This window comes from Streptomyces sp. JLBG701, from assembly GCF_058544905.1.
Map to the genome: position 1 here is coordinate 2,578,999 of NZ_CM178588.1, position 13,945 is coordinate 2,592,943.

The 13,945-nt window shown below is 69.5% G+C and carries 11 protein-coding genes and 2 pseudogenes; 8 read left to right on the top strand and 5 right to left on the bottom strand.

Going from position 1 to position 13,945, the window contains the following annotated elements; genetic code table 11:
* Positions 1-9: 9 nt before the first annotated feature.
* The 3 genes from AC5DRG_RS11795 to AC5DRG_RS11805 all read left to right on the top strand — a co-directional run bounded on the left by AC5DRG_RS11795 (position 10) and on the right by AC5DRG_RS11805 (position 4,477).
* Positions 10-990, top strand: a complete 981-nt coding sequence (locus AC5DRG_RS11795; protein ID WP_491809969.1) for an FAD binding domain-containing protein — start codon at positions 10-12, stop codon at positions 988-990.
* The gene (locus AC5DRG_RS11800) at positions 987-3,179 is read left to right on the top strand and encodes a xanthine dehydrogenase family protein molybdopterin-binding subunit (protein WP_491809970.1); all 2,193 of its coding nucleotides are present in this window, start codon (positions 987-989) and stop codon (positions 3,177-3,179) included. The genes AC5DRG_RS11795 and AC5DRG_RS11800 overlap by 4 nt, the downstream gene beginning before the upstream one ends.
* 149 nt (positions 3,180-3,328) lie before the next feature.
* Complete coding sequence (locus AC5DRG_RS11805; RefSeq protein ID WP_491809971.1) at positions 3,329-4,477, top strand: XdhC family protein; 1,149 nt, start codon at positions 3,329-3,331, stop codon at positions 4,475-4,477.
* A gap of 36 nt (positions 4,478-4,513) precedes the next feature.
* Here AC5DRG_RS11805 and AC5DRG_RS11810 read toward each other — a convergent pair whose 3' ends face one another.
* On the bottom strand, positions 4,514-5,380 hold the full coding sequence (locus AC5DRG_RS11810; protein ID WP_491809972.1) for a helix-turn-helix domain-containing protein: 867 nt from the start codon (positions 5,378-5,380) through the stop codon (positions 4,514-4,516).
* A 485-nt stretch (positions 5,381-5,865) separates the two neighbouring features.
* On the opposite strand from AC5DRG_RS11810, the gene AC5DRG_RS11815 reads away from it, so the two are divergent.
* Both AC5DRG_RS11815 and AC5DRG_RS11820 read left to right on the top strand, forming a co-directional pair.
* Positions 5,866-6,705 (top strand): helix-turn-helix domain-containing protein, encoded by an 840-nt coding sequence (locus tag AC5DRG_RS11815; RefSeq protein ID WP_491809973.1) that lies wholly within the window; start codon positions 5,866-5,868, stop codon positions 6,703-6,705.
* Positions 6,706-6,771: 66 nt separating this feature from the next.
* Positions 6,772-7,353: a dihydrofolate reductase family protein gene (locus tag AC5DRG_RS11820; RefSeq protein WP_491809974.1), complete on the top strand. Its 582-nt coding sequence runs from the start codon at positions 6,772-6,774 to the stop codon at positions 7,351-7,353.
* 62 nt (positions 7,354-7,415) lie between these two features.
* On the opposite strand, the pseudogene AC5DRG_RS11825 reads toward AC5DRG_RS11820, so the two are convergent.
* The 3 genes and pseudogenes from AC5DRG_RS11825 to AC5DRG_RS11835 form a co-directional block, all read right to left on the bottom strand.
* Positions 7,416-8,290 (bottom strand): annotated as a pseudogene (locus AC5DRG_RS11825) (ISL3 family transposase); the annotation flags it as partial.
* Positions 8,291-8,332: 42 nt separating this feature from the next.
* On the bottom strand, positions 8,333-9,445 hold the full coding sequence (locus tag AC5DRG_RS11830) for an NADH:flavin oxidoreductase/NADH oxidase (protein ID WP_491809975.1): 1,113 nt from the start codon (positions 9,443-9,445) through the stop codon (positions 8,333-8,335).
* A gap of 60 nt (positions 9,446-9,505) precedes the next feature.
* The gene (locus AC5DRG_RS11835) at positions 9,506-10,375 is read right to left on the bottom strand and encodes a helix-turn-helix domain-containing protein (protein WP_491809976.1); all 870 of its coding nucleotides are present in this window, start codon (positions 10,373-10,375) and stop codon (positions 9,506-9,508) included.
* Between the two features lie 221 nt (positions 10,376-10,596).
* Between AC5DRG_RS11835 and AC5DRG_RS11840 the strand changes: the two genes are divergently transcribed.
* Together AC5DRG_RS11840 and AC5DRG_RS11845 are read left to right on the top strand one after the other, a co-directional pair.
* Positions 10,597-11,442 (top strand): SDR family oxidoreductase, encoded by an 846-nt coding sequence (locus AC5DRG_RS11840; protein ID WP_491809977.1) that lies wholly within the window; start codon positions 10,597-10,599, stop codon positions 11,440-11,442.
* A gap of 69 nt (positions 11,443-11,511) precedes the next feature.
* On the top strand, positions 11,512-11,931 hold the full coding sequence (locus AC5DRG_RS11845) for a (R)-mandelonitrile lyase (protein ID WP_491809978.1): 420 nt from the start codon (positions 11,512-11,514) through the stop codon (positions 11,929-11,931).
* A gap of 168 nt (positions 11,932-12,099) precedes the next feature.
* Here the strand turns inward: AC5DRG_RS11845 and AC5DRG_RS11850 are convergent.
* Positions 12,100-13,008 (bottom strand): annotated as a pseudogene (locus AC5DRG_RS11850) (NADPH:quinone reductase); the annotation flags it as partial.
* 106 nt (positions 13,009-13,114) lie between these two features.
* Between AC5DRG_RS11850 and AC5DRG_RS11855 the strand changes: the two are divergent.
* Positions 13,115-13,879, top strand: a complete 765-nt coding sequence (locus AC5DRG_RS11855) for an SDR family NAD(P)-dependent oxidoreductase (RefSeq protein WP_491809979.1) — start codon at positions 13,115-13,117, stop codon at positions 13,877-13,879.
* Positions 13,880-13,945: the final 66 nt, after the last annotated feature.

A 13,945-nucleotide genomic window follows, 5' to 3' on the forward strand; every position in this document is an offset into this window, starting at 1 on the left:
CCGGTCCCCGTGTACCCCTTCTCCTTCACCAAGGCCTCCGACACCCGCGAGGCCCTCAACGCAGGCCGCAGGGGCGGTCGTTACATCGCCGGCGGCACCACCCTTGTCGACCTGATGCGTGAGACCGTGGAGCGCCCCGAGACGCTCGTCGACATCAGTGGTCTTCCGCTGCGCGAGGTCACGATCACCGAGCGCGGCGGCCTGCGGATCGGCGCGCTGGTGCGGATGGCCGAGGCCGCCGCCCACCCCAAGGTCCGCACCACCTACCCGGTCGTCTCCCACGCCCTGGAGCTGAGCGCGTCGGCACAGTTGCGGAACATGGCCACCATCGGCGGCAACATCATGCAGCGCACCCGCTGCACCTACTTCCGCGATGTCACGGCCGCCTGCAACAAGCGCGAACCCGGCTCCGGCTGCGCCGCGTTGGAGGGCTACAACCGGACCCACGCGATTCTGGGCACCTCCGAGTCCTGCGTGGCCACCCACCCCTCCGACGCCGCCGTCGCCTTCGCGGCGCTGGAGGCCGGCGTGCACCTGCTGGGTCCCGACGGGGAGCGCACCGTCCCCTTCGCCGACTTCCTGCTGCGGCCGGGCAGCACCCCGAGCCGTGAACAAGCGCTCCGCCAGGGCGAGTTGATCACCGCCGTAGAGATCCCGGCCCATCCGCGCCCCCTCAAGTCCGGCTACCTCAAGGTCCGTGACCGGCAGTCGTACGAATTCGCCCTCACGTCGGCGGCCGTAGCCCTGCACGTACGCGGCGGAGTCATCCGTGAGGCGAAGGTGGCCGCCGGTGGCGTGGGCACGGTGCCGTGGAAACTGGCCGCCGTCGAGACCCTCCTCATCGGCGAGCGCCCCTCGGACCGGCTGTGGACCGAGGTCTCGAAGCAGGCGGCCGACGGAGCCCACCCCCTGGAACACAACCGTTTCAAGGTCGAGTTGCTGAAGCGCACCGTCGAACGCCAGCTGCGCATCGTAGGAGGTACCAAGTGAGCCCGCAGCCGCAGGCAGCCGTCGGAGCGCCGCTGTCCCGGGTGGACGGGCGGCTGAAGGTGACGGGCAAGGCGGCCTACGCCGCCGAGCACGACATCGAAGGCGTCGTCCATGCCGTCGTGGTGGACAGCAGTATCGGTCGGGGCCGGATCACCGGCATCGACACCCGCGCCGCCCTCGCCCAGCCCGGCGTGCTGAAGGTGATCAGCCACCTCAACGTGCCCAGGCTGGCCTACCGTGGCAACCCGGAGTCGTTCGATCCGCCGGGCCGGCAGCTGCGCGTCTTCCAGGACGACCGGGTCCTCTTCCACGGCCAGCCCATCGCCGTCGTCGTCGCCACCACGCTGGAAGTCGCCCAGCACGCCGCGCACCTGGTCAAGGTCCGCTACGACGCCGCGCAGTCGTCGACCGACATGAGTTCCGCTCCGACGGGCGAACCCGTGAACTACGCACGGGGTGACGCGGACAAGGCGCTCGCCTCCGCCCCCGTACGACTGGATGCGACCTACCAGCAGGCCCGCGCCCATCACAACGCGATGGAACTGCACGCCACCATTGCCCGCTGGGACGGCGACAAGCTCACCCTGTGGGACAAGTCCCAGTGGCCGAAGGGCACGCAGAAGGACCTCGCGGCCGTGTTCGGCATCCCGCAGGACTCGGTGCGTGTCATCGCGCCGTTCGTCGGTGGCGCGTTCGGCAACTCGATGCGTGCCTGGCCGCACATCACCATCTCGGCCCTGGCCGCCCGCGAGACGGGACGCCCGGTCAAACTCATGCTGACCCGCAGGCAACTGTACTTCGGGACGGGCTTCCGGCCTTCGTACGAGTACCGGGTGCGCCTGGGCAGCGACCGGCGCGGCCGGGTGAGCGCCATGGTCCAGAACCTGAAGGCCGAGACCTCGACCTACGAGAACTTCACCGAGGGCGTCCAGTTCGCCGGGCAGATGCTCTACAACGCCCCCAACGTCCGACAGGACTACCGGACGGTGCCGCTCGATGTGAACACGCCGGTGTGGATGCGCGGCCCCGGCTTCGCCACCGCCGCCTTCGCCCTCGAATCGGCGATGGACGAACTCGCCCACAAGCTGGGCATCGACCCCGTCGAACTGCGCCTGCGCAACGAACCGGAGGAGGACCCGTCCAACGGGCTGCCGTTCTCCACCCGGCGGTTGCGCGAGTGCCTGGCTGTCGGCGCCCGCGAGTTCGGGTGGAACCGGCGCGATCCAAGGCCCCGCTCCACCCGCGACGGCGACTGGCTCATCGGCACCGGCATGGCCACCGGCACCTACGACGTCCTGCGCAGCCCGGCCCAGGCCCGGGTCAGGCTGGACGCCGACGGCACCGCCCTGGTCGAGGCCGCGACCAGCGACATGGGACCCGGCACCTACACCTCCCAGACCCAACTGGCCGCCGACGCCCTCGGCCTGACCATGCGCAACGTGACCTTCCGGCTCGGCGACTCGACCATGCCCCCGACCCCGCCCCACGGCGGATCGCAGACCATGGCCAACGTCGGCTCCGCCGTCCAGGACGGCTGCGACACACTGCGCCGGCAGGCGGTCAAGCTGGCCGTGGAGGACGAGCGCTCGCCGCTGTACGGCGCCGACGCCTCCGTCATCGTGGTCCGCGCCGGCCGACTGCACGTCAAGGACAATCCGACGCGCGGGGAGACGTACCAGCAGCTCCTGACCCGCAACAACCGCACTCACCTCGAAGTCCTCGGCTCCTGGACACCCGGCGAGTCCCGGTTCTCCATGTACACCTACAGCGCGACGTTCGCCGAGGTCGCCGTCGACGCCCGCCTGGGCCTCGTACGAGTGCGGCGCATGCTTGGCGTCTACGACGCGGGCCGGATCATCAGCCCCAAGCTCGCCGACAGCCAGGCCCTCGGCGGCATGGTGGGCGGCATCGGCCAGGCCCTGCTGGAACACACGGCCACCGACCACCGCGACGGCCGGATCGTCAACGCCGACCTCGCCAACTACCTCGTCCCCGTCAACGCGGACATCCCTGACCTGCGGGGGATCTACCTCGACGGCGGCAAGGACCTGGAAGCCGACCCCATCGGCGTCAAGGGCCTCGGCGAGGTCGTCTACATCGGCGTGGCGCCCGCCATCGCCAACGCGGTCTTCCACGCCACCGGCCGCCGCGTCCGCGAACTGCCCATCACCGTCGAAGCCCTGCTCTGACGCACGCCCGGTCCCACCCCCAGGTACTCGTCCGACCATCCGGCGGCCGATCATGCCCGGCCGCCGGATCCCCGGGGTCGCCGCCATGTCCTCCCCCGACGACACGGCGGCGGCCCACCCCATCTGCCGCACCCACCGGAGAACCACCCATGCTGAACATCGCAGACACGCTGCACGACTGGTGCCGCGAAGACCGCTCCTTCGCCCTCGCCACCGTCATCCACGTCACCGGCAGCGCACCCCTGCCGCCCGGCACCGCGCTCGCGGTCGACGCCGACGGCAACGTGGTCGGCAGCATCTCCGGAGGATGCGTGGAAGGAGCCGTCTACCAGCTGTGCCAACAGGTGCTGGCCGACGGCGGCGCTCCCGTACGGGCCCGGTTCGGCTACTCCGACGATGACGCCTTCGCCGTCGGGCTGACCTGCGGTGGCGAGATCGACGTCCTCGTACAGTGCGTGGAGCGGACGGACCGATCCCATCTCGCCAAGGCCCTCGACGCGGTCGTACACAGCCGTCCCGCCGCCGTGGCCCAGGTCGTCGACGGCCCCGAAGAGTTCCTCGGCCGCACTCTTTCCCTTCTCGGCGACGGCAGTGCATACGACGGAACCCTCGGCGGCGAACGCGAGGACCGGACGGTGACGGCACAGAGCCGCGCACTGCTGCGCGCCGGACGCACCGGCCGTATCGAGGTAGGCGGCGACGCCGACACCTGTCCCGACCGGCTCTCCGTCCTCGTACACACCTACGCGACCCGCCCCCGGATGCTCATCTTCGGCGCCGTCGACTTCGCCGCTGCCCTCAGCCGGGCCGGGCACTTCCTCGGCTACCGCGTCACCGTCTGCGACGCCCGCCCCGTGTTCGCCACCACCGCCCGCTTCCCGCACGCCGACGAGGTGATCGTCGACTGGCCGCACCGGTATCTGGCGGACACCGAGGTCGACGCCCGCACCGCCATCTGCGTCCTCACCCACGACGCCAAATTCGACATCCCCCTGCTCCGGCTCGCACTCAGCCTCCCGATCGGGTACGTCGGCGCGATGGGATCGCGGCGCACCCACGACCACCGGCTGGGCGCGCTGCGTGAAGTCGGCGTATCCGAGGACGAGTTGGCTCGCCTGCGCTCCCCGATCGGACTCGATCTCGGCGCCCACACGCCGGAAGAAACAGCCGTCTCCATCACGGCCGAGATCATCGCCCACGCACACCAGGGCACCGGCCTGCCCCTGTCCCGCGGTACCGGACCCATTCACCGCCCCGCGCCGGGCGCTCTTTCATCGGCCGCACGAACAGCCGCGTGACGACCGACCTGACCGCCTCGACCGGACGGCCCGGAGTCAGCCGACGGTGCCGGCGCTGGGCTGGTGCGTGGTGGCCCAGGACGCGAGGAAGCGCAGAGCCTCGTGCGAGGGAGTGCCGGGTTCCGCGGTCAGGACGGTGAGCTGCTGGTCGGGGTCGGTGGGGCAGGCGAGGGTTTCCCAGTCGAGGGTGAGGTCACCGGCCACCGGGTGGTGGAAGGCCTTGGTGCCCATGGCGTGGTGGGCCACATCGTGAGCGGCCCACCACTCGCGGAACTGAGGATCCTGAACGGAGAGCTCCTCGACGAGTTCATTGAGCCGGGGATCATCCGGGTTGTCAGCGGCTTCCATACGAAGAAAAGCGACGTTGGTACGGGCAACGTCTTCCCAGTCCGTATAGAGCTTTCTCATCGCGGGGTCGGTGAAAATGAGTCGCACAGAATTGCGCTGCTTTTCCGGGATCTGCGAGTAATCCGTCATCAGGGCCGCGGCGAGGGGATTCCAGGCGAGAATGTCCATACGCCGGCCGAGGACGAGAGCGGGGGTGTCGACGAGATTGTCGAGGAGCCGTCGCATCTGCGGGCGGACCTTCTGCGCCGCGCGCCGGCGTGGCCGTGCGTTTTCCTTCCCGGCCAGTCCGAGCAGGTAGTCGCGCTGGTCGTCGTCCAGGCGCAGTACCCGGGCCAGGGTCATCAGGACCGGAGCGGATGCCTCTATACGGCCTTGTTCCAGGCGGGTGTAGTACTCGGTACTGATCGCCGCCAGCAGCGCCACTTCCTCCCGGCGCAGGCCCGGGACCCGGCGCAGGCTCCCGTTGTCGGGCAGCCCCATGGACTGGGGGCTCAGCTCGGCACGGCGGGCCTTGAGGAAATCCCCCAGCTCGTTGAGGTGTGCGTCCCTGCTCATGCGCGCCACGGTACTGCGGAAACCGCTCAGGCACAGCACGGCTGGGGGGTAGAGATCTCTACCTGGAACATTCATTCCCGGTAATAAACCCTCCCCTTTGCAGAGGTCTGCCGGACATGTGACGCTGAATTCGCGACCGGGCAGAAACGAGGCGGCGGCGTCTCAGAAATAACGGCCCGAGTTTTCCCGCAACGAAATGGAGGTCATCCGGCAGCTGGTTGCCGAGGGGTGGCAGGTGACCGCTGAGCGTCTGGCCCAGCTCTCGCCCTACCTGACCGGCGAACAGCCCGCGGCCGCTGCGCCTCCCCCATGCAGGGCGACACTGGAGGGCCGAGAATCCTCCATCGCTCACGCAGCACGCGTAACCCACGCAAATGTCCGCGGCCGGGCGCTCGTCCGGGATCGGCGCCGGCTCGATGCCGGCGGCAGCGAGGCTGGACCGTCCCGGCGCGCGATGCCGGCGGGGCATCGGCGATGCTGTGGGCATGGAGTACGTGTCCAGAGTGCCGCGACCGCCGCTGGACGGGCTGATCGACGACCTGTACTACCTGGAGGGTGCGCCGCCGTACGCCCGGCTGACGCTGCCGCCGAGCCCGGCGGCGCTGCTCATCGTCAACCTCGGTTCGCCGTTCCTCATCCGTGCCGGCACCGACATCGAGACGGCCGAGTACGCCGACGGCTGCGTGGTCACCACGCCCACCCGCGCCTTCGAGTTCGGCTACCCGCCGGGGACCCGGTCCGTCGGCGTGCACGTCAAGCCGTGGGGGCTGGCGCCGTTCCTGCCGATGCCCGCGGCCGAGCTGTGTGACCGGCCGGTGACGATAGAGCAGGTTTGGGGCCGGCCCGCCATTGCTGAGCTGCGAGACCGGCTGGCCACGGCGGACGGACCGCACCAGATGCTGACGCTGCTTGAGGAGGAGCTACTGCGACGGCTGCGCGACACCGCCGGCCTGGGGCTGGTCCGCCACACGAGCAGCGTCATCGCGGCGACCAGCGGGACGGTGGCGATCGACGAACTGAGGGTGGCAGCCGGTGTCAGCAGCACTCATCTGGCACAGCGGTTCAAGGAGCTCATCGGCGTCACGCCGAAGCGGCTGGCCCGCAACTACCGCTTCGCCACCGCCGTGCTCTCGATCAACCCCGCCGAACCGATCGACTGGGCCGACCTCGCCAGTAGCGCAGGCTACTTCGACCAGGCCCACTTCGGCCACGAGTTCCGGGCGTTCACCGGGCTCACGCCGACCCGGTACGTCGAAGTCCGGCGGCGGTTCCTGCGCGAACATCCCGGCCACGCGCTGGACGGCTGGCCGCTGCCGGCCGATTGATTTCTTACAAGAGCAACAGCCCACGACACGCTAATTTGTTGCCACCCCAAAGCAAAGGAGAGCACCGTGGGCAAGGTGGTCATGTACGCCTCGGTGTCGGTGGACGGCTTCATCTCGGACGAGAACGACCAGCCCGGACCGCTGTTCGACTGGTTGACCAGCGGTGACGTCCCGTTGGACGAGAGCGGAGCGCTAAAGGTGTCGCAGACGTCCTACGACTACACCCGGGCGTACTGGGACCAGATCGGGGTGACCATCGCCGGCCGCCACGTCTTCGACATGACGGACGGCTGGGACGGGAAGCCTCCGAGCGGGATCGACCACGTGGTCGTCGTGACGCACCGGCCGCAGCCCGAGGGCTGGGACCCCGAGGCGCCGTTTCACTTCGTCGACGGCGTCGAGGCAGCCGTGGCCAAGGCGCAGGAGCTTGCGGGTGACCGCATCGTCGAGGTCGCCGCCGGCGACGTCGGTGGCCAGGTGCTTGCCGCGGGCTTGGTCGACGAGGTGCGCATGGACGTCGTACCCGTCGTGTTCGGGTCCGGCAAGCGCTACTTCGGGTCGGTCCACGCGCAGCACCTGTTGGAAGATCCTGACGTGGTGATTCAGAGCAACCGGGTGCTTCACCTGCGCTATCGGGTGCGCCGTTGACCGATCTGAGCGGGTACGCGAAGAAGTCCACTGCGAACGGTGACACAAGATCGGGCCTGCGGCTGCGTTTGCGCATCGCTGTCGATGGCGAACAGGGCCGTGAGTCGAGCGGCCTGCTTGTCGGTGACCAGGTCGGCACTGGTGTGCAGGGTTCGCCGGGCACGATGGAGCGGGTCGTTCTTACGGCCGCGGCGGCCGCGGCGGTCTGCTGAACGCGGCGGCGGCAGTCGTTGAGGGCGTCGCCGGCCAGGCGCACCACGTGGAAGGGGTCATCACCGCGACCGCGGCGGGGATCTCCTCAGCGGCGGTGGTCCTGAAGCCGGTGAACCCGTCCATCGCGACGACCTCCACGGCCTCGCGCCACGCCTGGGGGCGCTGGGTAAGCCAGGCCCTGAACGCGGCCTTGGAGCGGCCCGGGATCATGTCCGCCTCGCCGGACCCGTACAGGCGCGCACCGGCGTGAGGTCGATGATCACGGTGACGTACTTGTCCCCGCGGTGGGTGTGGCGCCACACGTGCTCATCGACCCCGATGACCTTCACACCGTTCAACCGGCCGGGATCGTTGATCAGCACCGTCGGCCCTCGGCCAGGACCGCGTCGTTGGCGGTGTTCCACGCGACGCCAAGCCCTTGGGCGACGCGAGCGATGCTCAAGTGCTGACACACGATCGCCTCCAGCGCCCAGGCACGACGCGACAGCCTGGCCCGCGGCTCGGCCCAGCGGCTCGTGCGCCAGCTCCCGCGTGACGGTGTCCCGGGGTCTTCCTGCACACCCGCAGCGTCGGCACCAGCCCTCGGTGCCGTCATCGGCCTCCAGGACCCGCACGCCAGGACCGAGCGATCGGGCTCCAGACGCAGGCCGACCACGACCAGGCCGAGCTCATCCAGGCGGCAGAGCGTGGTCAGGGCAGGGCAGCCGCAGGTAGCGTCAGGCACGTCGAGGCCCTCCAGATGGGCGGCGTAGGAACCTCCATCCCCTCAACGCTTGCTGCGCCGTTGGACGGCGTAGTCGTACTGCTCGGGCCAGCGGGGCTCGGCGCCGAGTTCGAGTGCGGCGTGCTGGGGCCAGTAGGGGTTGCGCAGCAGTTCGCGGCCGAGCAGGACGGCGTCGGCCTGTCCGGTGGCGACGATGTTCTCGGCCTCGGCGGGCTCCAGGATCAGGCCGACGGCGCCGGTGGGGATCCCGGTCACGGCGCGGGCCCGGGCGGCGAAGGGCACCTGATAGCCGGGCGCGATGGGGATCGTGGCGTCGGGGACCATGCCGCCGGTGGACACGTCGAGGAGGTCGACGCCGTGGGCGGCCAGTTCCTTGGCGAGGCGGACGGTGTCGTCACCGGTCCAACCCTCGCGCTCGTCCTGCGGATTCTCGGTCAGCCAGTCCGTGGCCGACGTGCGGAAGAAGACCGGCAGGTCGTCGGGCCACACCTCGCGTACGGCGTCGACCACCTGGAGGGGAAAACGCAGACGGTTCTCGAAGCTGCCGCCATAGGAGTCGGTACGGCGGTTGGAGGCTGGAGAGAGGAAGGAGTTGATCAGAAAGCCATGGGCACCGTGCAACTCGACCACCTGGAAGCCCGCGCCCAGGGCACGCCTTGCCGCCTCGGCGAAGTCGCGCACCAACTGCTGGATCTCGTCCACCGTGAGTTCGCGCGGCACGGACCGCCCGGCGAACGGCTCCGGGCTGGGCGCGACCGCCTGCCAGCCGCCCTCGGCCTCGGGCATGTACCGACCGGTGAGCCAGGGCTTGTCGACGGATGCCTTGCGGCCGGCGTGGCAGAGCTGGATGGCCGGAACCGCCCCGTGGGAGCGGATGGCTGCGGTGATGCGCGCGAACGCCTGCTGCTGGCGGTCGTTCCACAGCCCCAGGTCCCAGGGGGTGATGCGCCCGTCAGGCCGTATCCCGGTCGCCTCGGCCATCACCAGCCCTGCCCCACCGGCGGCCCGGCTGGACAGGTGGGTGAGGTGGAAGTCGCTCGGCACCCCGGTCTCCGGCCCGTCCGAGGCGGCGGAGTACATGCACATCGGGGACGTCCAGACGCGGTTGGGGATCTCAAGTGACCGCAGGGTCAGGGCAGTGAACAGGGCACTCACGAGTGGGTCCTCATCGGTTGGGGGTGTAGTGGCGCAATGGTGCGCCAGGACGCGGCCTTGTCAGGTGGCGGCGTCGGGTGCGGACTGCTGGTGGCTCGTGGCCCAGGAGGCGAGGATGCGCAGCGCGTCGTGGGAAGGGCTACCGGGTTCGGCGGTCAGCACGACGAGTTGCTGCTCGGCGTCAATGCCGGCGGTCAGGGTGTCCCAGTCGAGAGTCAGCTCGCCGGCCACGGGGTGGCGGAAGGTCTTGGTGCCCATCGTGCGGGCGGCGACATGGTGGTCGCCCCACCAACGGCGGAAGTGCGGATCCTGCACCGACAATTCTCCGACCAGGGCAGCCAGCCGGGGATCGTCGGGATACTTGGCCGCCTGCATCCGCAGCTGCGCCACGGTGGTGTGAGCGACCTCCTCCCAGTCCGCGTACAGCGTCCTCATCGCGGGATCGGTGAAAAGAATCCGCGTGTGGTTTCTTTTCTTCTCCGGAATTTCCGCGTAATCGCTCATCAGCGCGGCGGCCAGGGAATTCCAGGCGAGGATGTCCGTACGGCGGCCCAGAACAATAGCGGGGGTTTCGATCAGGTTGTCCAGGAGGCGCTGCAGCGTCGGCTGCACTTTCTGCACGGCACGGCGACGAGGCCGGGCCTGGTCCTTGCCGGCGAGTTCGAAGAGGTAGTCCCGTTGGTCGTCGTCCAGACGTAGTACCCGCGCCAGAGCGGACAGCACCGGCCCCGATGCCTGGATGCGGCACTGCTCAAGGCGCGTGTAGTACTCGGTGCTGATGGCGGCGAGCTGAGCGACTTCCTCACGGCGCAGTCCCTCGACCCGCCTCAGGCCGCCCGTCTCGGGCAGGCCCACGGCACGCGGGCTCAGCTCGGCCCGGCGGGTTTTGAGGAACTCGCCCAGCTCGTTGAGATGCGCGTTGCGAGTCATACCGGCCAGTGTGGCACCGAATGGACCGACATTGGGGGGTAGGGATTTATACCTGGAACCTTTTATACGGGTAAGGAATTCTCCCCTTGCGGATGCGTGTGAAGGTGCCAAAGTCGATGAGGTAGCAGACAGAAATCGGCCAGGGCATCGGCAGCGCCCGCCGCGCATCTCATCACCGCACAACTCCGGGTGCCGGATTCGGCATCTGAAAGGAATCCCTCATGAGCAAGGTCATTCTCGTCACCGGTGCCGGACGCGGTCTGGGCACCGACATCGCCCGCGAGGCCCTCAAGGCGGGCCACCGGGTCGTCGCCACCGGACGTCGCCCCGAAGAGGTCGAGAAGACCCTCGGCGGACCGCAGGACAACCTGCTGGTCACCAAGCTCGACGTCACCAGCCTCGACGACGCACAGGCCGCCGTCCAGGCGGCCGTCGACCGCTTCGGCCGCATCGACGTCCTCATCAACAACGCCGGGAACTTCTTCGCCGGCTACTTCGAGGAGATCACGCCCGACCAGATGCGCCGGCAGATCGAGACCAACCTCTTCGGACCGATGAACGTCACCCGCGCCGTCCTGCCCGTCCTGCGCAAGCAGCGCGCCGGCCATGTCATCACCCTCTCCTCCTCCGCCGGCATCATCGGCCAGGAGTTCTGCGTCGCCTACGCCGCGTCGAAGTTCGGCGTCGAGGGCTGGATGGAGTCGCTGCGCTACGACGTCGAGCCGTACAACATCCACACCACGGTCGTGGAACCCGGCTTCTTCCGCACCGAGTTGCTCGTCGACGGCTCCACCATCTGGCCCGAGCCGACCATCGACGACTACGCCGAGCGCACCACCGCCACCGTCGCCGCCTGGAAGAGCATGAACGGCCGGCAGACCGGCGACCCCGCCAAGCTCGCCCGCGCCCTGCTCGCCATCGCCGACCAGGACAAGCCCCTGCAGCGCTTCGTCGCCGGCGCCGACGCCATCGAAGGCGTCAAGGCCAAGGCCAACGAACTCCTCGCCCAGGCCGAAGCCTCCCGCGAACTCGGCGGCAACCTCGCCCACGACGACACCACCGCCTGAGAGCCCCTGGCGGACACCGGTCACGCTGCCGCCTGAACAGCGGCAGCGGCACTCTTCGAAGAAGGCACGATGGAGATTCTCAACCAACCGCCGTCCGCCAAGGGCCCGGCGGGCATGTTCGCCGGTGATGTCTGGTTCGACGTCATCTACCAGGGTGAGGAGCCCTCGCGGGCGCGGGCGAACATGGTGAGGTTTGCGCCCGGTGCCCGTACGGCCTGGCACAGTCACGGCCTGGGCCAGACCCTGTACATCGTCGAGGGCATCGCCCTGATCCAGTCCCGTGGCGGCGAGATCCTCGAAGCCCGCCCTGGCGACGTCATCTACACGCCACCGGGCGAAGCACACTGGCACGGCGCCGCCCCCGACCACTTCATGACCCACCTCGCCCTGTGGGAGAACCCCGGCCCCGACGCGGGCCCGGAAAGCACCTGGTTCGGGCATGTGGCCGACGACGAGTACAGCGGCCCGCGCCGCACCACCCGCCGCTGATCCGGCCCCCTCGCGGTCGGCGAGTTGAGCCCGCCGACCGCGTCACCATGCCGGAGTCGACTCCAACTGCGTCCTGTCACACGAAGCTGGTGCCGCAACCATTGGCCGCTGCCACCTTCACCTGGGTAGCACCGGTCACCGTCCCGGAGGCAGTGTTCCGACTCTGCGCTATTGAGGGATGGTGATTACGACGCGGCCGCGGCCTCCGGCGTCGACGCGGTCGTGGGCCTTGGCGATGTCTTCCAGCGGGTAGCGGTCGCAGACATCGACGCTGAGGGCGCCGACAGCGGCTGCGGAGGTCAGGTCGCGGGTGGCCTGGTTTCTGGCCTCGGCCGGGAAGTCGTCGCTGCCGAGCAGCCGCAGGGTGACGTTGTTGAACAGCAGGGGCCAGAACGGGATCTCGGTGCGGTCGGCGCGAGTGGCGTAGGCGGCGATGACGGCGTTGTTGGCAGCGACGGCGTTGTCGAGGTCGGCGTTGTCCGACAGGGCCACCTCGATGATCCGGTCGACGCCCTGGGGCGCGTACGCGCGGATCGCCGCCGCCGGGTCCTCCTGGTCCAGGGCGACGGCGTGGGATACAACGGCCGGGTCGACGCGGTCGAGGTCCGTACCACGGCGGACGGTGGCAAGCACGGTGGCGCCTGCCCAACGAGCCAGCTGAGCTGCCAGGGAGCCCACGCCTCCGAGGACGCCGTGCACGAGCACGAGCTTTCCCTCGACCGGCCCGTCGGCGAAGACGGTGCGGTGGGCGGTGATCCCGGGGATGCCCAGGCTCGCGCCGAGTTCGTCGCTCAGGTGGTCGGGCAGGGGCACCGTCTGGCCGTCGGGTACGACGGTGTACTGGGCGGCGGTGCCGAAGGGACGGTAGGATTGGGCGCCGTACACCCAGACCCGCTGCCCGAGTCGGCGGGCGTCGACCCCGTTGCCGACCGCGTCGATGACGCCTGCGGCGTCGCTGTGCGGGATCACCCGCGGGTAGGGCATGGACGAGCCGAGCCAGCCGCGCCGCTTCTTGGTGTCGCCGGGATTCACGCCCGAGAGGGTGACGCGGACACGGACCTCGCCGGGGCCGGGCACTCATCGCTTCCCGACCTGGGGCTCTACGTAATCCGTCGGCCGCGGCGACTGCCGTGACATCCCGCCGATTGCCCCCACGTCGTACATCCGGAAAGAGAACCACCCCATGGCAACGAATCTGACCGGCACCGTCGCTCTCGTCACCGGCGCGAGCAGCGGTATCGGCGCCGCCACCGCCCGCCAACTCGCCGAACTCGGTGCCTCCGTCGCCCTCGTGGCCCGGCGCAAGGACCGCCTCGACGGCCTCGCCGCCGAGATCGCCAAGGCCGGCGGCACGGCGGTGGCCGTGGAGGCGGACATCACCGACCGCGCCCAGGCCGAGACCGCCGTACAGCAGACCGTCGAACACTTCGGACGCCTCGACATCCTGGTCAACAACGCCGGCCTCATGCTCCTGGGCCCCGTCGTCGGCGCCGACGTCGACGAATGGGAGCGAATGCTCGCCATCAACGTCCAGGGACTGCTCTACACCACCCGCGCCGCCCTTCCCCACCTGCTCACGGCCGCCGAGGACGGACCACGCCGCGTCGCCGACATCGTCAACATCAGCTCCATCGCCGGTCGCGTCGCCTGGAACGGTTACGGCGTCTACAACCTCACCAAGTTCGGCGTCAACGGCTTCACCGAGTCCCTGCGCCAGGAGGTCACCCAGCGCCACGTACGGGTCGGCGTCCTGGAGCCGGGCGGCGTGGATACCGAACTCGGGTCCCACAACAAGCCCGAAATTCAGGGCTCGATGATCAACCCCTTCTACGAGACGACCGAGGTCCTCTCCCCCGACGACATCGCCGACGGCGTCGCCTACATGGTCACCCGGCCCCGCCACACCTCCATCGGCGAGCTGTGGATCATGCCCACCGACCAAGCCTGACCACACCCGTCACCCAGCCATACCCAGAACCCGAGGGAAGACGAAGCACCGGCGGACTGTACGAAC